This window comes from Paludisphaera soli, assembly GCF_011064595.1.
GTDB classification, from domain to species: Bacteria; Planctomycetota; Planctomycetia; order Isosphaerales; family Isosphaeraceae; genus Paludisphaera; species Paludisphaera soli.
The window spans coordinates 56,392-80,156 of sequence record NZ_JAALJI010000018.1; the positions used below are offsets into that span (position 1 = coordinate 56,392).

The 23,765-nt window shown below is 71.1% G+C and carries 21 protein-coding genes; 10 read left to right on the forward strand and 11 right to left on the reverse strand.

The features are described from left to right. Positions 1-8 precede the first annotated feature (8 nt). Positions 9-488: an MOSC domain-containing protein gene (locus G6O68_RS20750; RefSeq protein ID WP_165250556.1), complete on the reverse strand. Its 480-nt coding sequence runs from the start codon at positions 486-488 to the stop codon at positions 9-11. A 212-nt stretch (positions 489-700) separates the two neighbouring features. Between G6O68_RS20750 and G6O68_RS20755 the strand changes: the two genes are divergently transcribed. The 3 genes from G6O68_RS20755 (at position 701) to G6O68_RS20765 (ending at position 3,597) form a co-directional block, all read left to right on the forward strand. Next, entirely contained in the window at positions 701-1,828 is a 1,128-nt protein-coding gene (locus tag G6O68_RS20755; protein ID WP_165250557.1) for a Gfo/Idh/MocA family protein, read from the forward strand. Between the two features lie 101 nt (positions 1,829-1,929). Then, the gene (locus G6O68_RS20760) at positions 1,930-2,361 is read left to right on the forward strand and encodes a hypothetical protein (RefSeq protein WP_165250558.1); all 432 of its coding nucleotides are present in this window, start codon (positions 1,930-1,932) and stop codon (positions 2,359-2,361) included. 171 nt (positions 2,362-2,532) lie between these two features. Next, positions 2,533-3,597: a glycoside hydrolase family 130 protein gene (locus G6O68_RS20765; RefSeq protein ID WP_165250559.1), complete on the forward strand. Its 1,065-nt coding sequence runs from the start codon at positions 2,533-2,535 to the stop codon at positions 3,595-3,597. A gap of 19 nt (positions 3,598-3,616) precedes the next feature. On the opposite strand, the gene G6O68_RS20770 is transcribed toward G6O68_RS20765, so the two are convergent. The 5 genes from G6O68_RS20770 to G6O68_RS20790 all read right to left on the reverse strand — a co-directional run bounded on the left by G6O68_RS20770 (position 3,617) and on the right by G6O68_RS20790 (position 9,325). Continuing rightward, positions 3,617-3,838 (reverse strand): hypothetical protein, encoded by a 222-nt coding sequence (locus tag G6O68_RS20770; RefSeq protein ID WP_165250560.1) that lies wholly within the window; start codon positions 3,836-3,838, stop codon positions 3,617-3,619. Positions 3,839-3,882: 44 nt separating this feature from the next. Beyond that, positions 3,883-5,379, reverse strand: a complete 1,497-nt coding sequence (locus G6O68_RS20775) for a glycoside hydrolase family 130 protein (RefSeq protein ID WP_240911413.1) — start codon at positions 5,377-5,379, stop codon at positions 3,883-3,885. A gap of 87 nt (positions 5,380-5,466) precedes the next feature. Continuing rightward, positions 5,467-7,755, reverse strand: a complete 2,289-nt coding sequence (locus tag G6O68_RS20780; RefSeq protein WP_165250561.1) for a glycosyltransferase family 4 protein — start codon at positions 7,753-7,755, stop codon at positions 5,467-5,469. Between the two features lie 62 nt (positions 7,756-7,817). Continuing rightward, the gene (locus G6O68_RS20785) at positions 7,818-8,201 is read right to left on the reverse strand and encodes a hypothetical protein (RefSeq protein WP_165250562.1); all 384 of its coding nucleotides are present in this window, start codon (positions 8,199-8,201) and stop codon (positions 7,818-7,820) included. A 158-nt stretch (positions 8,202-8,359) separates the two neighbouring features. After that, the gene (locus G6O68_RS20790; RefSeq protein ID WP_165250563.1) at positions 8,360-9,325 is read right to left on the reverse strand and encodes an SGNH/GDSL hydrolase family protein; all 966 of its coding nucleotides are present in this window, start codon (positions 9,323-9,325) and stop codon (positions 8,360-8,362) included. Positions 9,326-9,678: 353 nt separating this feature from the next. On the opposite strand from G6O68_RS20790, the gene G6O68_RS20795 reads away from it, so the two are divergent. Further along, positions 9,679-11,433, forward strand: a complete 1,755-nt coding sequence (locus G6O68_RS20795; protein WP_165250564.1) for a hypothetical protein — start codon at positions 9,679-9,681, stop codon at positions 11,431-11,433. A 209-nt stretch (positions 11,434-11,642) separates the two neighbouring features. Beyond that, complete coding sequence (locus tag G6O68_RS20800; RefSeq protein WP_165250565.1) at positions 11,643-12,383, forward strand: radical SAM protein; 741 nt, start codon at positions 11,643-11,645, stop codon at positions 12,381-12,383. Between the two features lie 45 nt (positions 12,384-12,428). Here the strand turns inward: G6O68_RS20800 and G6O68_RS20805 are convergent, their stop codons facing one another. From G6O68_RS20805 to G6O68_RS20815, 3 genes are all read right to left on the reverse strand, one after another. Beyond that, positions 12,429-12,662 carry a hypothetical protein gene (locus G6O68_RS20805; protein ID WP_165250566.1) on the reverse strand — a complete coding sequence of 78 codons (234 nt, stop codon included), beginning with the start codon at positions 12,660-12,662 and terminating at the stop codon, positions 12,429-12,431. A 162-nt stretch (positions 12,663-12,824) separates the two neighbouring features. Further along, complete coding sequence (locus G6O68_RS20810; protein ID WP_165250567.1) at positions 12,825-13,697, reverse strand: TatD family hydrolase; 873 nt, start codon at positions 13,695-13,697, stop codon at positions 12,825-12,827. Further along, positions 13,694-14,218: a Fur family transcriptional regulator gene (locus G6O68_RS20815; RefSeq protein ID WP_165250568.1), complete on the reverse strand. Its 525-nt coding sequence runs from the start codon at positions 14,216-14,218 to the stop codon at positions 13,694-13,696. The genes G6O68_RS20810 and G6O68_RS20815 overlap by 4 nt, the downstream gene beginning before the upstream one ends. Before the next feature lie 430 nt (positions 14,219-14,648). On the opposite strand from G6O68_RS20815, the gene nusA reads away from it, so the two are divergent. The 4 genes from nusA to G6O68_RS20835 all read left to right on the forward strand — a co-directional run bounded on the left by nusA (position 14,649) and on the right by G6O68_RS20835 (position 21,430). Next, complete coding sequence (gene nusA / locus G6O68_RS20820; RefSeq protein WP_165250569.1) at positions 14,649-16,283, forward strand: transcription termination factor NusA; 1,635 nt, start codon at positions 14,649-14,651, stop codon at positions 16,281-16,283. A 352-nt stretch (positions 16,284-16,635) separates the two neighbouring features. Then, positions 16,636-19,836: a translation initiation factor IF-2 gene (infB, locus tag G6O68_RS33345; protein ID WP_261345609.1), complete on the forward strand. Its 3,201-nt coding sequence runs from the start codon at positions 16,636-16,638 to the stop codon at positions 19,834-19,836. A gap of 164 nt (positions 19,837-20,000) precedes the next feature. Further along, entirely contained in the window at positions 20,001-20,501 is a 501-nt protein-coding gene (gene rbfA, locus G6O68_RS20830; RefSeq protein ID WP_165250570.1) for a 30S ribosome-binding factor RbfA, read from the forward strand. A gap of 80 nt (positions 20,502-20,581) precedes the next feature. After that, entirely contained in the window at positions 20,582-21,430 is an 849-nt protein-coding gene (locus tag G6O68_RS20835) for an endonuclease (protein ID WP_165250571.1), read from the forward strand. Between the two features lie 75 nt (positions 21,431-21,505). Here the strand turns inward: G6O68_RS20835 and G6O68_RS20840 are convergent, their stop codons facing one another. Together G6O68_RS20840 and G6O68_RS20845 are read right to left on the reverse strand one after the other, a co-directional pair. Then, positions 21,506-21,739 (reverse strand): hypothetical protein, encoded by a 234-nt coding sequence (locus G6O68_RS20840; RefSeq protein ID WP_165250572.1) that lies wholly within the window; start codon positions 21,737-21,739, stop codon positions 21,506-21,508. 37 nt (positions 21,740-21,776) lie between these two features. After that, the gene (locus G6O68_RS20845) at positions 21,777-22,910 is read right to left on the reverse strand and encodes a DUF1559 domain-containing protein (RefSeq protein WP_165250573.1); all 1,134 of its coding nucleotides are present in this window, start codon (positions 22,908-22,910) and stop codon (positions 21,777-21,779) included. 285 nt (positions 22,911-23,195) lie between these two features. Between G6O68_RS20845 and G6O68_RS20850 the strand changes: the two genes are divergently transcribed. Beyond that, positions 23,196-23,762 carry a hypothetical protein gene (locus tag G6O68_RS20850; protein ID WP_165250574.1) on the forward strand — a complete coding sequence of 189 codons (567 nt, stop codon included), beginning with the start codon at positions 23,196-23,198 and terminating at the stop codon, positions 23,760-23,762. The last annotated feature ends 3 nt before the right edge of the window (positions 23,763-23,765 follow it).

Genomic DNA, 23,765 nt, shown 5'->3' on the forward strand with positions numbered 1-23,765 from the left:
TCCCGAAGTCACTCCGCCGTCGCGATCGGATCGCCGACGCGGATGACGCCCCCTTCGATCACCTGCGCCCGCAGCCCGCCCCGGTTCGATAAGGCCTTCAGGACGCCCGGCCGGGTGAGTGATTCCAGGTGGTCGCACGGGTCGCAGAGCCGGAGCCCCTTGAGCCGCACGGCGCCGACGCGGAACTCGCGACCGACGAGCGGGTTCAGGGCGACGCCCCGGGTCAGGATGTTCCGACGCGATTCCAGGGGAGTCAGCTCGATCCCGTCCTGGTTCACGCCCGCTACGGCCTCGGATTCGATCAGGGTCACCTCGCGGTCGGGGCCGTTCTTCCGCGCGGGGCGGCCCTCGCGACGGTACTTGCGATCGCCTTGCAGCCCGTGCTCGACGACCGCTACGACCTCGTCGACGGCCTGCATGGGCTCGCCCGTCTCCGGGCCGATGAACAGGGCGGTCACCGAACCGGCCCCGGCTGTCGTCTCCGTCATGGCGCGGCGTCTCCTCGGTCGATTCGCGGCGGGGGACTTGACACTCATTCGGACGTCCGCCGCCGCCTCTTCAACCTATTATCCGCCTCGCGGGCGGGTCTGCCCACCTCGTTTCGGGATGCGCCGGGGCTTTCGGGCGAATTGACCGGGCCGGTCGTCGGGGTCACAATGAGGCCCGTTCGCGGGGCACACGCCAAAGGGAGGTCGGGCGGATGACGGAAGAGCAGGAAGTTCGGATCGGGGTGGTCGGCTGCGGGGGCTTCGGGCTCTACGCGCTGCAGCAGTACGAGCAGGTCCCCGGCGTCCGGCCGGTGGCGATGGCCGGCACGGCGCGCGAGGCGTCCATCGCCGCGGCCAGGCGCTACGGCATCCCGGACGTGCAATCGGTCGAGTCGCTCCTGGCCCGCGAGGACGTCGACCTGGTGTACATCGCCACGCCGCCGTTTTTGCACCACGAGCAGGCGATCCAGGCCCTGCGCGCCGGCAAGCACGTCGTCTGCGAGAAGCCGCTGGCGATGTCGGTCGAGCAGGCCGACGAGATGATCGCCGAGGCCCGCCGCGCCGACCGCCTGCTGACGGCCAACCTGATGCAGCGCTACAACCCGGTGTACGACGCCGTCTCGCGGCTCATCGCCGACAAGGTCCTGGGCGAGCCGATCCACGGCTTCTTCGAGAACTACGCCTCCGACGAGAATCTCGGCCCCGAGCACTGGTTCTGGGACCGCGAGAAGAGCGGCGGGATCTTCGTCGAGCACGGCGTCCATTTCTTCGACCTCTTCGCCGGCTGGCTCGGCCAGGGTCGGGTCGTCGCCGCCCAGCGCGGGCTCCGGCCCGGCTCGGCGAAGCCGATCGAGGAGCAGGTCCAGTGCTCGGTCCGCTATCCGAACGACGTGCTCATCAACTTCTACCACGGCTTCCACCAGCCCGGCCGGATGGACCGCCAGGAGATGCGGATCGTCTTCGAACGCGGCGACGTGACTCTCTACGGCTGGATCCCGACCGTCGTGAAGGTCCACGCCGTCGCCGACGAGGCCCAGACCCGCGCCCTCCGCGAGATCTTCCCCGGCGCCCGGCTGGACTGCACCGCGAGCTACGCCCCCAAGGACCGCGCCTGCGCCGCCCGTCACAAGACGCTTGACGTGTACCAGAACCTGGATTTGACCTGGGGCGAGGGCGTGATCAAGTCGCATCGCTACGGCGAGCTGCTGCGGGCGGTGATGACCGACCAGGTCGCCTGGATCCGCGACCGCTCTCACCGCCGCAAGATCACCGAGATGAACGGCCGCGACTCCCTGGCCCTCGCCTGCGAGGCCGACCGGCTGGCGCAGGCCTCGGCGTGATGGTGCACCTTCACCCCAGGCGAGGGGATGGACGACTGGAGGGCCGCCGGACTCGCCCCTTCGCCCCATGGGCGAGGCCGGTTCCTGGGATGGTGAGGCCGATGTTCATCAAATATATGTATGTCGAGGACAGGCGCAGAGGATCGAACGTCTACGACGGCGAGGAGATCGGCTCGTTCTCGACGGTCCTGGAGGCGCTCGACAGCCTGGACAGGGGTCGTCGTCCCCTCCTGTTGGTTTCCGAGGCGGCGCCGGAACCAGGGTCGGGATACCCCTATTCTGGGAAGGCCATGGAAGTCGCAAGCGGCCCCGACGGTTATACGTGCACGGTGTATGCGCACGAGGGCGGCGAAACGTTCGTCATGTCGTCGGGCGGCGAGGGGGCCGGTGGTTTCAGGATGATCAACCGTCCGTATCCGGACGAAGTCCCCGCCGATCAGGTCGTCAGCAAGAGTCAGGCGATCGAATCGCTCGAGCGATTCGCGAAAGACGGCGGCATGGCTGGCGGCTTCCGGTGGATAAAGTATCCCTAGACGTTTACGCCGCCGCCGGCCTGGACGGCCGGGATCTGGACGCCCACCCGGTCGCGCGATCGTCGACGGTGGATTTCGATCGCGACGTGCGGCCTTTCGAAATAGCTGGAGCCGGCCGGCGGGTCGGTTCCATAGCCGGCCCTACGCCGACAGACACCGATGGAGCGATCCATGATCCTGCCGCGACGATTCGAGAAGCTGCTGCTGACCCCGGCCGACGTGAAGCCTTCGCGCGAGGACTTCGAGGTCGTCGGCGTCTTCAATCCCGGCGTGATCCGCGCGGGGGGCGAGGTCATGATGCTCGTCCGGGTGGCCGAGCGTCCGCGCGAGGTGCGGCCGGGGTTCACCCCCCTGCCCCGCTGGGACGCCGACGCGGGGCTGACGGTCGACTGGACGCCGGACGACGAGCTGCGCCCGATCGACCCCCGCGTGGTCGAGCGCAAGGCCGACGGGCTGGTCCGGCTGACGTTCACGTCGCACCTGCAGGTCGTCCGCCTGGGGGACGGCCGCTCCGTCCGCGAGGCGACCGGCGTCCGGTTCGTCCCGGAGGGGGAGATCGAGGAGTTCGGCGTCGAGGACCCGCGGCTCACCGAGCTGGACGGGCGCTACTATTTCACTTATGTGTCGGTGTCGCGCCACGGGGCCTGCACGTCGCTGGCGTCGACGGTCGACTTCCGGAGCTTCGAGCGGCACGGCGTGATCTTCTGCTCCGAGAACAAGGACGTGGTGCTCTTCCCCGAGCGGATCGGCGGCGCGTTCGCGGCGATCCACCGGCCGAACCCGGCGACGCCGTTCAACCGCCCCGAGATGTGGGTGGCTTCCTCGCCCGACCTGAAGCACTGGGGACGCCACGCCTGCCTCCACGGCGGCGGCGGCTCGTGGGAGTCCGGCCGCGTCGGCGCGGGCACGCCCCCCGTCCGGGTGGAAGAAGGTTGGCTGGAGATCTACCACGGCAACCGCCGGCCGACGAAGCCGGGCGAGGTCGGTGCCTACTCCACCGGCGTCCTCCTGCTCGACCGCGACGACCCCTCGCGCGTGCTCGCCCGCACCCCCGGCTCGATCTTCGAGCCCACCGCCGACTTCGAGCGCCGGGGATTCGTGGACGACGTGGTTTTCCCCACCGGGATCGTCGAGTCCCCGGACGGCTGGCTCGTCTACTACGGCGCGGCCGATTCGTCCACCGCCGTCGTCGAGTTCGGGCGGGACGACCTGATGGGGACGCTGGCGGCGGTCTGACGGCCCGGCCGAGCCCGCATCAGGTCCGCGACCTCGGGTCCCGGCCGATGGTCCGCCGGGCGGCGTCGGCCAGGCCGTCGGCGACGGTCCGGTGGGCCTCGTCGCGTTCGGCGTCGGTCTGGTTCTCGGCGTCCCAGAGGGCGAGGACCTCGTCGAGGGTCAGGTCGTTGCCGGGGTCGACGAGCTTGGCGTCGAGGAACGCCCGGAAGGCGGCGAGGTTGTTGTAGCGGTCGGTGGGCATGGGGCCCTTCTCTCCCTCCCGAATCCTGGCACGCGAAGCCGGGCTCAGACCATGGCCTTGAGGACGTCGTCGACGGGGATGGTGGCGAAGGTGCTGGCGTAGTCGGACATGGCGTAGGGGATGATCAGGACGCCGTCGTGGACCGCCGCGCCGCAGGAGTAGACGACGTTGGGGACGTAGCCCTCGCGCTCGTTGGCGTTGGGCTCCAGCAGGGGCTCCTCCAGCCGGCCGATGAGGCGGGAGGGGTCGTCCTTGTCGAGCAGGAACGCCCCCATGGCGTACTTCCGCATGGCGCCGACGCCGTGGGTGAGGACGAGCCAGCCGGCGTCGGTCTCAATGGGGGAGCCGCAGTTGCCGAGCTGGACGAACTCCCACGCGTAGGTGGGCTTGGCGATGGGGACCTTGGTGTACCAGAAGTGGAGCATATCCGAGTACATCAGGAAGATGTTCTCGTTGTCCTGCCGCGAGAGCATGGCGTAGAGGCCGTTGACCTTGCGCGGGAAGAGGGCGAGCCCCTTGTTGCGGACCTCCGGGCCGTTGAGCGTGCTGGCCTTGAAGTGCAGAAAGTCCTGGGTCTCCAGGAGCTGGGGGAGGACGACCTTGCCGTCGTACGCGGTGTAGGTGGCGTAGTAGCTGGTGGAGCCGTCGTCCTCGCGGAACTCGACGAAGCGGGCGTCCTCGATGCCGTTGGTCTCGGTCGGGGAGCTGGGGAAGATGATCCGCTCGGAGACGTTCAGGTCGGGCTCGAAGGCGACCTCGTAGTTGGCCCGGACGAGGGTGCGCATCCCCTGCGCCAGCGGCTCCACCTCGTGGTGCCGGGGGCGGCTCTGGTGGAGGGCTCGGGCGATCGCGGCCTCGAGCTGCTGGTAGGTGAAGCGGTCGCCCAGGGTGTCCAGGACCTGCTCGGCGAACGCGCCGTCGATCCGCAGCTCGATCAGCTTGCGGAGGAACAGCACCTTGTCGTACATCGTGTTGGGGACCTGGTCGGGCGCGGTGACGAACCGGGTGGGCTCGTCCAGGCGGATCTTCCGATCCGCGTCGACCGTGCCGGAGCGGAAGGTGATCGACGAGATGTGGCCCTCGCCGGTCGCCCGCAGGCTGATGATGAACCGTCTGGCGCCGTCGGGCAGGCCCGACTGGTCGGGCGCCCAGACCATCGAGGGGTTGAAGAGCGCCGCGGACTCCAGGGCGTACTCCTGGGTGAAGTAGGCCCCGATCAGGAGCCGGCGGGCCTCGCTGATCGGCTGGTCGGTCAGCATCAGGCGGCGGACGTCGTTGAAGCGTTCGAGGAAGAACCGGCGGATCTTCTGGTGGCGGTCGTGGAACTCCTGCATCACGTCGTCGAGCTGGGCCTCCACCTGCGGCTCGGAGAGGGCGCAGACCCGGCCGATGATGCGCTCGACGCGACGGTCGTCGGCCGGCTGGAAGGGGCGGATCACCACGCGGCTGTTGTTGGGCCGCAGGACGATCCCCGTGCGTTCCACTCTGAGCTGATGGCGGCCGACGGCGTCGGGGCTTGCCGTGGTCATGGCGACGTCCATGCGGGAGGATCCTGAATCGGGGTTGGCGGTTCGAGGGGGGGTGTCAAGGGACGGGACGGGCGAGGGGGATCGGGCGACCGGGGCGGATCAGGTGGCCTGGACGTGGACCTGCCGCTGGTGCGAGAGGGCGCTCTCGATCAGCTTCATCTCGGCGAGGGAGAGGAGGAAGGCCAGGGTCGACTCGGCGCCCTGGTTCTGGTTGATCCGGTCTTCCTGGAGGCCGTCGCGGCAGCCGCCGGACTTGGCGTCGTACAACTCCAGGCCCAGGTCGTTGCCCCCCAGGAACCATTCGAAGGCGCGGCGGGCCTCGGCGAGCCAGGCGGGGTCCTCGGTGGCCTGGTAGGCCTCCAGGCAGGCGGCGACCATGGCCTGGGCCTCGACCGGCTGCTGGTCGAACTGGGCTCGCTCCCCGTCGCGGACGTAGAAGCCGTTGCAGCCGATGGGGCGGAAGCAGCCCGAGGGGGCCTTGTGGTGGCCGGCCAGCCAGGCCAGCGAATCCAGGCCGGCCTTCAGGGCCTCCGGCGGGCCGCCGTTGCGGGCGCTGGCGATCAGGCCCTGGGAGAGCCGCGCGTTGTCGTAGGTCAGGCTGTTCTCGAACCAGCGCCAGCCGTCGTTGGCGACGGCCTCGTACAGGTGGAGCAGCTTCTGGGTCAGCAGGTCGCGGGCCTGGCTGGCGGGCCGGGCCCCGGCGAGCCGTTGCAGATAGTGGCAGACCCCCAGGAGTCCGAAGGCCCAGGCGCGGGGCGAGGTCGTCTCCAGCAGACCGGGGAGGGCCCGGTCGAACAGGTGCGAGGCCCAGAACTGGAGGTCGTGCCGCTGCGAACGGTGGACGCACGCCCCCAGGACCCAGATCGTCCGGCCGTGGCTGTCGTCCGAGCCGACGTCCTCCAGCCATCGGCGGTCGAAGCTCATGAAGTTGCGGAACCGCCCCCGCGGCGGGTCGAACGCGTAGTTCAGGAACGCCGCGTAGGTCGACGCCAGCCGCGCGGTCTGGGACGAGTTCTGGCCGAGCTGCTCCAGCAGCACCGTCAGCAGGAGGGCTCGGGCGTTGTCGTCGGTGCAGTAGCCCTCGGCGAAGTTGGGGATGGTGAACGTGGCGTGCTGGATCATCCCGGCCGAATCGCTCATCCGCGCCAGGTGGTCGAGCCGCCAGCCGGGGAGGTCCAGGGGCTGCTCGGCCAGCGTCCGCACGGCCAGGGGCTTGATCGGCACGTCCAGCCGGCTCCGCCGCGCCTGCTGGAAGGACTCGACGAACTGGTGGGCGACCCGGCTCCAGATCATCTCGCGGCCCATCAGGTAGCCGCGCTTCCGCATCGCGTGCCGCCGCGAGTCGTCGCGGAGCAGGTCGCGGATGGCGGTCGAGAGCGCCTGCGAGTCGGCGAACGGCACCAGCACGCCGCGGCCGTCGGCCAGCAGCTCCTCGGCGTGCCAGTAGGGGGTCGAGACCACGGACTTGCCGCAGCCGAAGGCGTAGGCCAGCGTCCCCGAGGTGATCTGCGCCGGGTTCAGGTAGGGCGTGACGTAGATGTCGGCCACGCCGATGAACTCGATCAGCTCGGGAAGCTCGACGAACCGGTTGTAGAAGCTGACGTTCTCGCGGATGCCCAGCTTCCGGGCCAGCCGCTCCAGGCTGATCCGGTAGCGTTCCCCCTGCTCGCGGACGAGGTTGGGGTGGGTCGCCCCCAGGACGATGTAGACGAAGTCCGGGAACTCCTCCAGGATCGCCGGCATCGCCTCCAGCATGTACTCGATGCCCTTATTGGGCGAGAGCAGGCCGAAGGTCAAGGCGACGTGCTTCCCCTCGACGCCGAACTGGTCCTTGTAGAACGCCGGGTCCACGAACGGCATGTCGGGGATGCCGTGGGGGATCAGGTCGATCTTCGATTCGGGCGTCTTCCAGACGTCCAGCAGGAACGCCTTGGCCCGCTCCGACATCACGATCACCCGCGCCGACAGGTCGAGGATCTCGTCCATCACCCGCCGTTGGGTGGCGTCGGGCTCCTTGAGGACGGTGTGGAGCGTGGTGACGATCGGCATCCGGAGGTTGCGGAGCAGCCGGACGACGTGGCTGCCCGCCGGGCCGCCGAAGATGCCGTACTCGTGCTGGAGGCAGACGACGTCGGCGTTGCTGAAATTGAGGAAGTCGGCCGCGCGAAGGTAGGAGTCCAGCTCCTGCTCCTCGATCTCGAACCGGACCTCGGGGGGGTAGTCGTACCCCTCGGGAAGGTCGTTGACCGGGACCACGAAGCAGTCGGCCGAGGGGAACTGAGTGGCCGTGGACGTGCAGAGGTCGTGGGTGAACGTGGCGATCCCGCATTTGCGCGGCAGGTAGTCGCCGAGGAACGCGATCTTCCGGACTTCGCTGGTTCGGTTCATAGGACCTGACGGACCATGCCGGGGGGACCTGACGGGCCGGCCGGCGGCTTTCCTTGTCGGACTCAACGACGGTTCCCGTAGACGCCCGCCCGCGAGGGCGTGCAGTGGTGCCGGACCTGGCCGGACCTCCCGCTCGGGAAGTAGTTCCGGGAGACGACGACGGGGGCCGGCCCGCGCGCCGGCGGGGGCGTCGCGACCGAAGGGCTCCCGGAGCCCGCGCGAGGCCTCGACGTGTAGGGAGCCAGCGGATCGGCCCCGAGCCGCGACGCCGACGCGGTCCGCTCGAACCCGGCGTAAGCCCGTCGCGACGCCGTGGGCGACGACGTCGAGGCTCCGCCCCCCCCGCTCGTCGTGCGGTTGAAGTGCGAGCCCGGCGCCGACTGGGCGCACGCCTCGCCGCCCCGCATCGCGAGGACGATCAGCACGAAGACGCTCGCGAGCCTCATGGGACGACCCCCCTCGGACCCGCCGACGGTTCACAAAACCGGCGAGGCACCGGCTTGAGGATACCCGTCGCCCGCCTCTTCCGCCAGAGGGACGAAACCCGCCGCGGGGCGGCGCGGGGCGGGCGGGCGGGCGACGGCCCCCGGATCGGGCGTCGGCTTCAGGCCGCGCGGCGAAGCCGAGCCGCGCCGAAAGCCGCGACGCCGGCGATCGCCAAAAGCGCGGCCGACGAGGGCTCGGGCACGGCGGCGGCGAAGGCGCGGGCGGCGATCACCTGGTGGATCGCGGTCGTCGGGTGCACCGCGTCCCAGAACAGGTAGCCCTGGCCGTCCAGGACCCCGCTCGGCAGCGCCCCGTCCGTCACGTTGGTCAGCCCGTAGGCGGCGGGGTCGGCGAGGATCTGCTGGAACTCGGCGTTCACGTCGTTGAAGAAGATGCGGACGCCGGGCAAGGTCGCCTTCAGGCCCTCGATCCGCGCCGCGAGCGCGGCGTTGAACGCCAGGGTGAGCATGTTGAGGCCCGCCCGTTGCTCGGGGGTGGTGGTCGCTTCCAGCGGGAGCAGGCCGAGCAGCGGCAGGTTGCCCACCAGGAAGTTCGACCCCCCCGCGGCGGCCAGCGCGGTGATCGCCGTCGCCACGTTGTCGGCCACCTGGAGGTAGTCGGTCACGCCGTTGTTCAGGAAGTCGTTCGCGCCCGCCCAGACCGAAACGAGCTGGTCCGGGGCCAGCGTGCCGCCGCCGAGGAGGAACCCGCCGACCTGCGTCAGCAGGTTCGGGACGCCCGGCCCGCCGGGGCCCAGCGGATAGCTGAAGCCGTCGCCCGACTGCGCGTATCCCCAGGCGTGGTTCGTCCCGCCCAGGACGCTCGGCGTCGGCGCGGCCACCCCCAGCTTGGCCGCCAGGTAATCCGTCCAGATCGGCCCGTTCGAGTACCGACCTTCGTGGTACGGCGACGGCGGGAAGCCCGCCGCGGCGAACGTGTTTCCGGAATCCGAGAGGCTGTCGCCGAAGACGACGAGCCCCGAGTACATCCCCGCTTCCGCCTCGACGCCCATCCCGAGGACGACCATCAGGCAGGCCGCCCACATCGCCGGCCGGGCCGACTTCCCACGCTTCGTCACGTCCATGATCTTCAGGCTCCTCGTCTTCGTCGCTTCGAGTCGAGACGTTCGCACGTCCGGCCGATCGCCCCTCCGGGGCGGAGGCCCCCGCCATGCATCCTTCCAAGGTATGGCGAGGGTGGCACTCTAGGGACATTTTGGGACCTTCGCAAGTCCATAACGAGTGATCACGATCCGTTCGGTCGAATTCCGCGGAATCCGGGGCGGGCTCGGTCGTTGGTTCGCTTGCAGTCATCGATGGCCCCCTCTACAGTGATGGGCACACGAGGGCCGCGACGACTCGTCGGTTCGTGCGGACGAGAAGCCCGGGACCGGACGAGTCCCCGGCTCGCCCTTCGCAATTAGCGGAGAGACCCATCATGATCGCGCAACTGTCTGCGTGGCTCCTGACTGTGACGCTGGCGCAGGCCCCGACGGAGCCGGCGCCCGCCTGGCTCAAGGTCGTCCCGGGCGATATCGACGTGGTCGTCCGCAGCCGGGGGATCGAGTCGACCTCCCGCGACCTGACCGACATGCTCCGGGCTATGAGCCCCCGCGCGGCCGAGACGGCGGTCCCCGCCCTGACCCAGCTCCTCGACCAGTTCCGGGGCCAGCTCGGCGAGGACGCCGCGAAGACCCCCTGGGCGGCCCTCATCCGCGCCGTGCCCCCCGGGCCCGACGGCGTCTTGCCGTTCGCCGTGCTGGTGATGGAGGACGATTCCAAGGCCGTGCTCAAGGCGCTCGGCTCCGGTAAGGAGCCCGCGCTCCGGCCGCAGGACGGGGGGGTCGACGAGTTCGACGATCCCCATGGCGAGGGTTCGTGGTACGCCTTCGACGGGGCCGGTTTCACGGCCGTCGGCCCGGACCGCTCGCTGGTCGCCGCGGTGGCGAGTCCCGCGGAGAAGGCCTTCGACGCGACCCTCACCCCCGGCCTGGCCGGGCCCTTCCTGTCGGGAGACGTGGGCCTCTACGTCAACGTCGCCCGGCTCGCGACGCGTTACGCCGACCAGATCGCGCAGGGCCGGCAGACGTTCATGGCGGCACTCGACCAGGCCGCCCAGGCGTCGCCGAACCCGGGCTCGATGGACTTCGTCAAGAACCTCTACGGAGGCCTTTTCGACTCGCTCGGCGACGCCGAGGCCCTGACCCTCGGCCTCGATTTCGCCGCCGAGGGCCTCCGCCTCGCCGGGCGGCTCGACCTCAAGGCGGCGGCCGACTCCGCGCAGCCGGCCGATGACGACGGGGCGACACTGGCCGACCTGGGCAGGCTCCCCGCGGACGCCGGCTTCTACGTCTTCATGAACATGCAGGCGTCGACCATCCAGAAATGGCAGGCCATGAGCCTGAGCATGATGAACCCGGGCGGCAAGCTCGACCCCGCGACGGCCCGGGCCTTGGAAGGCTTCGAGAAGCTGGGCCGCCTGGAGACGCTCGGCACCATGACGTTCGACGGCGGCCTACGCGGGTTCAATGTCATCAAGACGTCGGATCCCAAGGCTTACATCGCCGCGACTGAGGCCATGCTCACGGGGATGAAAGGCTCGGACGGTCCGCTCAACGTCTACAAGGACGTGAAGATCGAGCGGGACGTCCAGGAACACCGGGGGATTCGCTTCACCCACATCGTCGCCACGTTCGACGAGGAGAAGCTCGCCAAGCTCGCGGCCGGGAACCCGCAAGGCTCCGCGAGCCTCAAGGCGATGATGGGCGGCGACGCCCTCGGCTACTGGATCGGCACCGACGACCGCCGCGTCATCCAGGCGACCACGCCGGACTGGGATCGGGCCCGGGCCCAGATCGATCAGTTCCTGGACGGCGGGAAGTCCGTCGGCGACCAGCCCGCCTTCCAGGCCGTGCGGTCCGCCCTGGCCGATCGAGCGAGCTTCCTGATGATCCTCAGCGCCCAGGGTCTCGTCCGGATGATGGCGACGCAGTTGGCCGCGACCGCGAACAAGCCCGAGCTGAAGGACCTCGCCGACCTCCCCAGCGAGCCGGCCTACTTCGGCCTCTCGCTCACCCCGGCCGCCCCCAACGGGTACGAATTCCGGCTCTCCGTCCCGAGCCCCGTCGTGCCCGTCTTCGAGAAGGGGATGCTGCCGGTCCTCCAGAACCTGCAGGGGCAGGCCCCGCGCTGAGCTTCGCCAGGCTCCCACGGCCCCCGGCCGCCGTCGCGACCACGCCGGCGGCCGGTCCGCTCTGAGCTGGCATGGCGTTCCTCAGGGCGAAACCTTACGCTTGACTGGGGCGTCGGCGAACGGTCGCGCGCCTCGGAGTGGAGGCGCGGCCGTCGCGGACGGGCCGCGCGAGGTCCCTCGACGCCGCAGGAAAGCCCCGCGATCTCCCCATGCACGAAGTCGCCCCGCCCGATCCTCGGACCGCCTCCCCCGAAGCCCGCGACGCCGCGCTCGCGCGACGGCTCAGGCCGCTGGCGGGGAGGACGGCGGGGACCCTGATGGTCCACGAGATCTACCGCAGCATCCAGGGGGAGAGCACGTTCGCCGGCCTCCCCTGCGTCTTCGTCCGGCTCACCGCGTGCCACCTGCGCTGCGTCTACTGCGACACGCCCCACGCCTTCAACCAGGGCGAGCCGATGGGCCTCGACGCGGTCGTCGCGGCCGTCGAGGAACTGGGCGGAGGGCTCGTCGAACTGACCGGCGGCGAGCCCCTGCTCCAGGACGAGGCCTATCCTCTGATGGCGCAGCTGGCCGACCGGGGCTGGACCGTGCTGCTGGAGACCAGCGGCGGCGTGGCCACGGATCGGGTGGACCCGCGCGTCCGCGTGATCCTGGACGTGAAGACGCCGGCCTCGGGCGAGGTCGACGCCAACGTCTGGAGCAACCTCGACCGGCTCCGGCCGACCGACGAGGTCAAGTTCGTCCTCGGCGATCGCGAGGACTTCGAGTGGGCCGTCGACGTCGTCCGCCGCCACGAGCTGGCCCGACGCTGCCCCGTCCTGATGAGCGCGGTCTTCGGCCGCGTGGACCCGACCGAGCTGGCGACCTGGATCCTGGAGACGCGCCTGCCGATCCGGCTCCAGGTGCAGCTCCACAAGATCCTCTGGCACCCGAAGGCGCGTGGGGTCTGATCGCGCCGGTCGCAGGATCTCAGCGGGGATCGACCCGACGCCGGCTCACCAGCCGAAGGTCGACCGCAGCCCGATGAAGTGCTGCACCAGCATGAGCCCCACGACGTAGCCTGCTACGCGCAGCAGCATCGCCGAGAAATTGCCGGCAATGACGCGCACGTCCTTGGCGGACGAGACCCGGGCGACGCCGCTCCGCGACGCGATGAACGCGCCGCTCAGCAGCAGGGCGAGGACGGGGATCGAAACGACGGACACGGCGATGATGTGCTTAAGGTCCATCTCGAGAACGCTCCCGGCCTGGAGGCGCGGCGACAGTTCGACATGTTGCGGCTTCGAAGGATCGCACCGCGCGTATTAAACGCGAACCCGGTCGATCCGTCGAGACGGAGTATCATAGGATCGCTGAAAGGATATGGCAAATGCCGGGCCGAAACGGAAAATTTAGGGGGTTTCCGGGGGATGTCCGACCAGGACGTCGGCCTCGGGGAGCCGGAACAACGCCCGGGCGTTGGCGGTGACGGCACGGGCTAATTCGCGTTCGTCGATCCCTCGGACTTCCGCGAGCTTGCGCGCGGTCCAGGCGACGTAGGCCGGCTCGTTGCCGCGTCCTCGGAGCGGCTGGGGCGTCAGATAGGGGCTGTCGGTCTCGACCAGCAGGCGGTCGAGCGGCACGGCGGCGGCGGCCTCGCGGAGCGCGTCGAGGTTCCTGTTCCCGAACGTGAGCATGCCGGCGAACGAGATGTGGAGCCCCAGGGCCAGGAACGCCTCGGCCTGGTCGCGGTCGCCCGTGAACGAGTGCAGGACCCCGCGCACCGGGCTTCCCATCGCGGCGAGCTGCGCGACGATGTCGGCTTCGCAGTTCCGGCAGTGGATCACCACCGGCAGGTCGCGCTCGAGGGCGAGGTCGAGGTGGCGCTGGAACCAGTCCCGCTGGAGGTCGAACGGCGTCCGGTCCCAATGGCGGTCGAGGCCCGTCTCCCCCAGGGCGACCACCCGAGGGGCCGAGGCCAGCTCGACGATCCGGGCCCAGTCCCCCTCCACGGCCTCGACGACGTTGTTGGGCTGGAAGCCGACGGCGGCGAAGACCCCTGGGTGCTCGGACGCCAGGGCCGCGACGTCGGCGGAGTCCGCCGCCGTCGTGCCGATCGCGACGACCTGCATCACCCCCGCGCGGCGAGCCCGGGCGAGGATTTCGCGCAGCTGGGGGCGGAGCCGGGGGTCGTCGAGGTGGGCGTGCGTGTCCACCAGGGGTTCGAGAGGGGGCGTCGGGCCGGGCTCGCGACGGCTGCGGGGGGCCTGCGGGGTGTCGGTCATGCGTCGTGGTCGCCCTGGCGCGGCTCGGTCTCGGGCTCGTCTTCGTCCTCGCCCGGGCGTTCGCGATCGCGGCCGGGGACCTGGAAGCCCAGGAGTTCCAGGCGATAGCCGGTGACCTGGAAGCCTCGGCGGCGGAGGTCCTCGGCGAGGGTGGGGTCGAGTTGCTCGATCAGCCTGGGGTCGTACTGGGTGGGAAGGTCGTGGATGGTCCCGGTGCGGAGGCATCGGAAATGGTAGTGGCGATCCCCCCGGGCGTCGTAGCGGGCGGGCCCGGCGGCCGATTCGGCGCCCAGGCGGTCCGCCGCGCCGACGGCCACCAGGGCCTCGAGCGCCTTGTACACGGTGGCCAGGCTGATCCGCGGGCTTCGGGGACGGACGGCCCGGAAGACCTCCTCGGCCGTGGGATGCTCGTCCATCGCCGCGAGCTGGTCGTAGACCGCCAGCCGCTGGGGCGTGGGACGCAGCCCGGCGGCCTCCAGGGCGTCGCGCACGGCGTCGTGATCGAGGCGGGATGGCGTCATCGCGGTTCCGTGGCGGACGATGGGGCGGGGCCGGACGACCCCGCCGCGTCGGACGCCGGCTCGATCCCCGTCGGGATCGACGTCCCCGGGGTCGGGGCTCTCCACGCTATTGTGCGGACGCTTGACAGAACTGTCAACACGCGGGTAGGATGCAACAGGGCCGGGGCCTCCGGAAAGCGGTGGATTCCGGCTCGGCCCGTGCGGGGTTGGGTTCGTCCCTGCGCCTTCGTCCGGCACGTGCGGCCGGCGGACGCGCAGGCGGTCGACCCAGGAGGCGCTGCCCACTCGATGGTATCGCGGCATCAACCCGAGCCCCGCCCGTCCCCGGGCGAGGCCCGGCCTCGCCGAGGCGGCCCAACCGCCCCGGCCGACGCCGGATCCGCCGCGCCGCCGTCGAGTGAACCTCAAAAGCACGCCTCGGAGGGAAGGAATGAGCGTCGATTTGGTCCGGATCGTCGATAGCATCCATCGCGACAAGAACATCTCCAAGGAGATCTTGTTCGACGGGATCCAGTCGGCGCTCGCCACCGCGGCGCGGAAGCACTACCCGGACGCCGGCGACATCGAGGTCCGCATCGACCGCGACAGCGGGGCCATCGAGGCGACCAAGGACGGCGTGCGGATGGACCCCGCCGAGCTGGGGCGGATCTCCGCCCAGACCGCCAAGCAGGTCATCATCCAGAAGATCCGCGAGGCCGAGCGCGACAGCCTGTTCGACGAGTTCGAGGACCAGCGCGGCGACCTCATGACGGGGACCGTCCAGCGCTTCGAAGGCGGCGCGGTCATCGTCAACCTGGGCAAGACCGACGCGATCCTCCCCCGCGGCGAGCAGATCCCCGGCGAGAGCTACCACCCCAACGAGCGGATCCGGGCGATCATCCTGGACGTCCGCAAGGTGGGCCAGCGGGTCAAGATCATCCTCAGCCGGACCCACCCCGACTTCGTCCGCCGCCTGTTCGAGCTGGAGATCCCCGAGATCGCCGACTCGACCATCGCCATCCGAGCGTTGGCCCGCGAGGCCGGATACCGCTCGAAGGTGGCCGTGACCTCGATCGACGCCAAGATCGACGCGGTCGGCGCCTGCGTCGGCGTGCGGGGGACTCGCATCAAGAACATCGTCGACGAGCTGGGGGGCGAGCGGATCGACATCGTCCGCTGGAACGAGTCGCTCCAGGTGCTCATCCCCAACTCCTTGCAGCCGGCCGAGATCGACGAGGTCATGCTCTGCCACCTGCTGGGCCGGGCGATCGTCCTGGTGCGCGACGACCAGCTCTCGCTGGCGATCGGCCGCCGGGGCCAGAACGTCCGCCTGGCGTCCAAGCTGGTGGGCTGGGACGTCGAGATCATGACGGCCGAGGAGCTGGACGAGGTGATCGAGAAGGCCGTCGGCTCGTTCTCCAAGATCGAGGGGGTCGACGTCGAGCTGGCCGAGCGGCTCGTCGAGCAGGGGATCCTCAGCTACGACGACCTGTCGGTGATGGAGATCGCCGACCTGGTCAACACGATCGACGGCCTCGACGAGGAGCTGGCGGCCTCCGTCGTCTCCCGCGCCGAGGAGCTGGCCGAGGAACAGACCGACGACCTCCCCCGACGCAAGTCGGGCCGGACCGCCGCCGCCCTGGCCGACGGCCAGGAGTCGGCCCCAGCCGCCGCCCCCGCCGAGGGCGAGGCGTTCGAGGGCGAAGGCCAGGTCGAAGCCGACGGCGAAGGGGGCCCGCTCGACGGGCCCGAGGACGAATCCGATCCGGGGACGGACGGCGATCTCGAGTCGGCCTTGCCCGCCGACCTCCGCGACGCGGTCGACCCCGACGCCTCCGAGGACGACGACCCCGACGGGGGCGAGTCCGAAGGGGGAGACGAGCGGCGCGACGTCGCCCTGGCCGAGGAGACCGGCAGGCTGACGTCCAACGGCCGCGAGGTGACCTCGGCGCCCGACGACGCCGAGCAGACCGAGACGCTCCGGCTCGTCACCGACGCGGTCGAAGGGGAGGATCCGCCGACCCTGGACGCCGACCCCGGCCGCGACCCCGAGGTCGCCGAGACCGCCGACGACGAGGAACCCTGAGCCCCGGCCGGCCCGGGCCCCGGGCGAGGATCCGACCGTCGGCGGACGCCGGCGGCAACGCAGCCCCAGTAATCGAGGATCGCCGCACTCGACTCCCCCAAACCGACCCGGACCATACCGCACCGACTCGCGCCCCGAGGCGAGCCGGCCCCCGACCTCGGCCCCGACGCCCCTCGCGGCGACGCGCCCCGCCGCCCCCGGGTGCCCTTTGGAACACCCGGAAGGTCGCCGACGCCCGCGAACGGGCTCGCCGCGCGGCCGGTCGCCACGCTACAATCGAATCGATCAGAGACTTTCGTATGGGGTCGCGGCCGTCGCGGCCAGCCGGAGCCGGTTCCGGGAGGAGTTGCCTTTGTCCACGCGTGTTCACGAGTTGGCGAAAGAGCTGGGATTGAAGAGCCAGGACTTGCTGGATCGGATCCAGAAGTGGAATTTGGACGTGAAGGCGAACGCCCTGGCCGTGGTCGATCCCCCAACCGTGGAGCAGATCCGGGACCTGATGACGCGCGAGACCAAGGGGGGCCCCGCGCCGGCCGCCAAGTCCGCGCCCGTCGAGGAATCCCCGCGGCGTCCGGCCGCCAAGGCCGCCGAAGCCCCGCCCACGAAGACGCCCCCCACCCCCAAGGCCGCCCCGCCCCCGGCGCCCGCCGTCGAGGCTTCGGCCCCCACGCCCGCGGCCGCGACGCCCCCCCCCGCCGCCACGTCTCCGGCCGCCGCCACGACGGCGACGCCCTCGACCGCCGCGACGGCCGCCCCGGCCCCCGCCGCGTCGGCCGCGACGACCCCGGCCCCGTCGGCCGGCCGGCTCGGCCCCACGCCGACGCCCGCCCCCGGTCGCGCCGGGGCCGGCTCTCCGCCGGTCTCCCGGCCCAGCGGCCCGCTCTCCGGCCACACGCCGCACCGCGCCGCCGGCGCCGGCCCGCGTCCGGGCGAATCCCGGGCCCCGCAGCCCGCCGCCGGCCAGTCCCCCTCGCCGACCTCCCCCCAGCAGGCCGGGGGCGGGCCCCCCTCCTTCCAACCTCTGAAGCGGAGCGAATACATGAGTTCGGCGGGAATCCGCCCCCCGGTCCAGCGGACCGGCTCGCATTCGGCCCCCCCGCCCGCCGCCCGCCGCGCCGGCGAGGAGGGCCGACGCCCGGCCGACGAGACCGCCGAGGCCGCGCGTCGCGACGCCTCCGGGCCGCGCCGCCCGCTCCCCCCCGTCGCGCCCCCCCTGCAGTCGTCGGGGCCGCCCCGCCCCCAGGCGGGCTCGCCGTCGCGGCCGGCCTCGGCCTCGTCCGCGGCCGAGAAGACCCAGCGGCCCGAGAAGCGGATGACCCGCGAGGACATGCTGGCCATGATGCGGGCGGGCCAGATCGGCCCCAACGCCACGGCGGCCCCCAGGCCGAGCGGCCCGCTCCGGCCGGGAGGCCCCGGCGGCCTCGCGGCGCGTCCCGCCCCCGGCCGCCCCGGCGCGCCGCCGTCGGGCCCCGCCAGCGGCCCCAGCCGCGGCCCCGTCGCCCGGGGCCCGTCCCCCGGGCCCCTCGGCCAGGCCCCGCCGCCGCTCGCGCCGCCCGCCGAGGAGGACGACGACCGCAAGAAGGGCAAGGGCGTCGGCTCCTCCGCCGACCGCGCCGGCCGTCGCGCCCGCCGCAATGAGCGGGCCACGGACCGCCGGGTCAGCTCGCCCCAGCCGGCCGCCGCGCTGCTCAACGAGGACGAAGAGGCCCGCCGCGGCCGCTCCGGCCGCCGGCCCCACCACAAGTCCGGAGGCCGCCACGCCTCGGCCGCCCAGGCGCGGAAGTCCCACGCCGAGGTCGAGGCCCCGATCACCGTCCGGACCCTCTCCGAGGCGCTCGGCGTCAAGGCCAACGACCTGCTCCGCAAGCTCATGGCGATGGGCCAGATGGCGACCATCAACGCCAACCTGGACGACGAGCTGGCCATCATGCTGGCGATGGAGTTCGGCATGACCCTCGACGTGACGCACGAGCGCACGGCCGAGGACGACTTCATGCAAGCCTTCGCGCCGGTCGAGCAGTCCGAGAACCTCAAGCCCCGGCCGCCGGTCATCACGATCCTGGGCCACGTCGACCACGGCAAGACCTCGCTTTTGGACCGGATCCGCACGGCCAAGGTCGTCGAGAGCGAGAGCGGCGGCATCACCCAGCACATCGGCGCCTACCAGGTCGACTACAACGGCAACCCGATCACGTTCGTCGACACCCCGGGCCACGAGGCGTTCACCGCCATGCGGGCCCGCGGCGCCAACGTGACCGACATCGTGGTGCTGGTCGTCGCGGCCGACGACGGCGTCATGCCCCAGACGGTCGAGGCCATCGCCCACGCCAAGGCGGCCGAGGTGCCGATCGTGGTCGCCCTCAACAAGATCGACATCCCCAACGTCGACACCAACGCCAACATCAGCAAGATCTACGGCGAGCTGGCCCAGCAGGGGCTCAACCCCGTCGAGTGGGGCGGCGACGTCGAGGTCGTCAAGACGTCGGCCACCACCGGCCAAGGCGTCTCCGACCTGCTCGCGACCCTCGAGACGATCGCCGAGCTGCACGAGCTGAAGGCCGACCCCGACCGGCCGGCGACCGGCACCTGCCTGGAGGCCTCGATCTCGGAGGGCCGCGGCGTCGTCGCCACGGTCCTGGTCCGCGAGGGGACGCTCAAGGTCGGCGACGTCGTCGTCTGCGGCGACGGCTACGGCCGCGTCCGGGCCCTCTTCGACGACCGGGGCCGCCCGGTCGAGAAGGCCGGCCCGTCGTTCCCCGTCGAGATCTCCGGCCTCGACGTCGTCCCGGTCGCCGGCGAGAACTTCGCCGTCACCGACGACCTCAGCCGGGCCCGCGAGGTCGCCGAGACCCGCCGGCTCCGCACCCGCGACGCCGCCCAGGCCGAGCGCCAGACCGTCACGCTCGAGAACCTCTACAACCGGATGGCCGAGCGCAAGGTCAAGTCGCTCAACCTGATCGTCAAGGCCGACGTCCAGGGCTCGATCGAGGCCATCATCAAGGAGTTGGAGAAGCTCGAGAACGCCGAGGTCCCGATCCGCATCCTGCTGAAGGGGGTCGGCGGCATCAGCGAGAGCGACGTCATCCTCGCCGACGCCTCGCAGGCGATCATCATCGGCTACCGCGTCGCCCCCGAGGACCGGGCGATCTCCCTCGCCGACGAGCGAGACATCGAGATCCGCCGCTACGACATCATCTATCAGGTCACCGACGACGTGAAGAAGGCCGTCGAGGGCATGCTCGTCCCCGAGATCAAGGAAGTCCACCTGGGACGCGCCGTCGTCCGCCAGGTCTTCCGGATCTCGAAGGTGGGCGCCGTCGCCGGCTGCTTCGTCACCCAGGGCGTCATCGAACGCTCCGCGAAGGTCCGCCTGATCCGCGAGGGCCGCGAGATCTACAAGGGCGCCGTCGACGCCCTCAAGAGGTTCAAGGAGGACGTCAAGGAAGTCCCCGCGAACTTCGAGTGCGGCATCAAGATCACCAACTTCGACGACGTGAAGGCCGACGACGTGATCGAGGCCTACCGGGTCGACGTGATCCGCCGCACCCTCTGATCGCCGGGCCGAGGCGGGCCCCCCCGCCTCCGCCGCGACACGCCGGGCCGTGCCGGCCGGAGCGTCCCCCGACGCCCGCCGGCCGGCCCGCTCGTCGTCGGAGGGGACGCGGGCCCGACCCGACCAACCGAGACCAGACCGACCGACCGAGGAACGCACCGCCGATGCCCTCCCACCGCAGCCTCCGGATCGCCCAAGCCATTCGCGAGGTGGTCGCCTCGGCCGTCCTGTTCGAAGTGGCCGACCCTCGCATCCGGGGGGTCACCGTCCTCCACGTCGAGGTCAGCCAGGACCTCCGCAGCGCGACCGTCTTCGTCACCGTCATGGGCGACGAGACCGAGCGCAACCTGGCCATGAAGGGCCTTCGCAGCGCCTGCGGCTTCCTGCAGGCGCGGGTCGCCGCCCGGCTCCAGATCCGCTACACCCCGATCCTCGGCTTCAAGCTCGACGACAGCGTCAAGAAGTCGGTCGAGATGGGCCGGCTGATCGAAGAGGCCGTCTCGGCCGACCGCAAGCCCGGCCCCGACGACGAACTCGGCGAGGATGAAGACGGCTTCGACGACGACGAACTCGACGACGACGACGACGACGAACTCGACGAGGACGACGAGGCCCCCGACGGGCCCGGATCCTCGAACCAAGACGACCACTCCCGGAATTCCTGAGCGTCCCCGCCCCCCCCGACGGCGGAGCCGGCGTCGCCCGCCCGGCCCGGACGCGAGCGCACCCAACCCCCGACAGGTCCATGGCGACTCAAAGCAAAACCCAGTATCTCGCCGATCTCCAGGCCTACCTGAAACGCCGGTACAAGCCCAAGGCCGAGCCGGCATCCGCCCGGCTCTCGGTGATCGACGCCGTGGTCTACGGGATCTGCCACGAGGACACGACCCGCGAGCAGGCCAACCAGGCCCTCTCCCGGTTCAAGGACCAGTTCGTCGACTGGAACGAGGTCCGCGTCAGCCCGCTGGAGGAACTCCAGGAGACCCTGGCCGACGTGCCCGACCCCGCCGCCCGCGCCCAGCGGATCCGCCGGTTCCTCCGCCAGCTCTTCGAGAAGACGTACAGCTTCACGGCCCTCGAACAGCTCGCCAAGAAGCCGCTGAAGGAGGCCCTCAAGACCCTCCAGCCGTTCGAGGCCTTCCACTCCGACTACGTCACCGCCACCGTCGTCCATCAGGCCCTCGGCGGCCACGCCATCCCGATCGACGAGGCCACCCGCAAGGCGCTCGAGAGCCTCGGCCTCCACGAGCCCGACGTCGCCTCGCTCCGCGGCCTGATCGAGCGCGCCATCCCCAAAAACCGCGGCGCCGAGTTCGTCGACCTCCTGGAAGAGCTGGCCCGCGACGCGGCCGTCGCCACCGACCCCAAGGCCCCCCGCTGGGAGCACGCGGGCAAGCCCGCCAAGCCCGGCAAGGAGGCCGCCGCGGCCCCTGCCAAGGAAGCCAAGGCCAAGGAGAAGGACAAGGCCCGGGAGAAGGAGGCCCCCCCCCCGGCCCCCGAGCCCGCCCCCAAGGCCAAGAAGTCCCCGCCCAAGGAGGAGCCCCCCACGCCCCCCAAGAAGGGCGGCGGCAAGGGCAAGCCCGGCGGCAAATGACCCCCGACCCGCGAGTGCGAGGGCCCCGCGCCGATCCCGACGCGGGGCCTCCCAGGGCGTGGCGAGGTGCGAGCGTCAGTCGGCGGCCGGGGCCGGCTTCGCGGTCGCCTTCGACTTCTTGACGGGGAGGACGGGCGTGCCCCGCTCCTCGGCCTCGATCCGCGCGTCCTCGGCGCGGATCGTCTGAAGGTCCTCCGCCGAGAGCGGCGGGAGCTTGTCGGGCCCGATCGGGGGGTGTCCCCCCTCGTCGCAGGCCGCCGGGATGACCGCGGCTAGCAGGAAGATCGCGGCGTGTCGGCGTCGTTTCATGGCGTCGGTCCCTCGCGGGTGATGGGTCGCGTCGGCGTCAGTAGGAGTCGCTGCTGATCGGCTCGCCGTCGTCGATGACGGCCAGCTTGCGGAACGTCCCGGCGTCGACGGTGAACTTCACGAACCGGACCGAGCCGTCGCACAGGAGCATGTTCGCCCCGCCGGGGTGCGAGCTGCCGAAGGTCCGACGCCAGATCGAATTGCCCCCCGGCGTCGGCGGCGTGGCGCAGGCCCCGGCCCCGTTGGGCGCCTGCCGATCGGCGACCGGCACGAAATGCCATCGGACCACGTCTTCATCCCAACCGGCGTTGTTCCAGCGCTCGTTGTCGCCCCCCTCGGCGGCGTGACGGTCGGGCGGGAGGCCCTTCTCGCCGATCAGGATCGAGTTGCTCGTGCCGTCGGAGATCTCGGCGAGCCGACGCTTGGCCCCGCGCCCGGACCAGGCGATCGCCCCCTTCCGGCCTCCGGTATTGGCCTGGTTGATCGTCGACCGCTCGTCGCTGTTGGGCGTCGCCCCGTTGGGCGCGGGGGGGATGAACCGGCCGGGTTCGGCGACGCCGAAGTCGCAGTCGATGGACTGCCCGGTGAAGAAGCCGGCGCAGCCGGCGTAGTCGTTCTTGCCCACGGCGGTCGCCTGGTCGGTGCCGTAGCGCTGGGGGGAGCGGCGGCTCGGGCAGTACTGGTAGGCGATCGCCACCCGCGAGACGTCCAGGTCGCCGTTGAAGCTCTGGCCGCCGTTGTAGGGGAGCATCGAGAAGTTGGCGAGGTTGTAGACCGCCTGCTGCTCCGCGTAGGGGAGGATCTTGAAGAACTGGTTCCAGCCCTCGGGGTGCCAGGAGTTGCAGCAGGTCGTGCCGCCGTAGGCCGGCGAGACCTCGTCGTAGTTGTAGCCGCCGGGGTCCGGCGCGCCCGAGCTGGTCACGGCCTGGGGGTGGCCGTCGAACGGGCCCTGGGGGAAGTAGCCGTTGACGCTCTCGAAGTTGAAGCAGCCGAGGCCGATCTGCTTCATGTTGTTCGTGCACTGGGTCCGCCGGGCGGCCTCGCGGGCCGACTGCACGGCGGGGAGCAAAAGCGCGATAAGGACCGCGATGATCGCGATCACCACCAGCAGCTCGATCAGCGTGAAGGCGGCCCGCGACGGGCGGGGGCTCGGGGTCGGGCGCAGGCTCATGCGGTTCCTCGACACGGTCTCGTCACCTCGCAACCAGGGGAACGATCGATCGGAAGACACGAAGATGGGGGCGGGAGCAGCCCACGCGTCGCATCCTATCCCCCGGTTTCGAAGGTCCCGCGCGGGGTCGGGGAATGTCGCATGGTTAAGCGAAGAAGCTCTGGAGAAGTCCGCTCCGGACACCTCGAATCGCGTGGCGAGGCGATCCACGCTCGCTTATCCTCGCACGGGTCGAGGCACCGACGGTCGGGCCTCGCGCCGTCGCCCTCGCCGTGGAGAATCGCCATGCGTCGCGTCGATATGCTCGCCGTCCTGATCCCCCTCGCCGCCTTGGGGACGTCGCTGGCGGGGGCCGAGGAGGTGGAGAACCCGATCTACGCGAGCTGGGCGCGGCAACGCCCGGGGACGACCGTGGTCGTCCGCGAGGACACCGCCGGCGACGCCGGGGGCGAGCGCCTGGTCGCGACCAGGAGGCGCACGCTCAAGTCGCTCGACGACCGGAAGGCCGTCGTGGAGGAGGTGGTGGAGACCGAGTCGGCGGCCGGCTCGACCCGCTCCGAGCCCCAGGAGTTCACCCACCGCCGGACGTTCGCGCTGCTCCCCGGCGTCGACCGGGCCCGCCTCGGCCGCCCCCAGAAATTCGACGCCCAGGGCGAGGAGGACGTCGAGGCCGCCGGCCGGACCTACCACGCCGAGTGGTTCGACACCAAGGGCCAGACCGAGGCCGGACCCTCCCACGTCCGCGCCTGGTACGCCGACGACCTCCCCGGCCTCCTCGTCAAGTCCGTCACCCGCGTCCCCGCCGCGAAGAAGACGACGACCATGACCGTCGTCGAGCTGAAGACGCCCTGACCG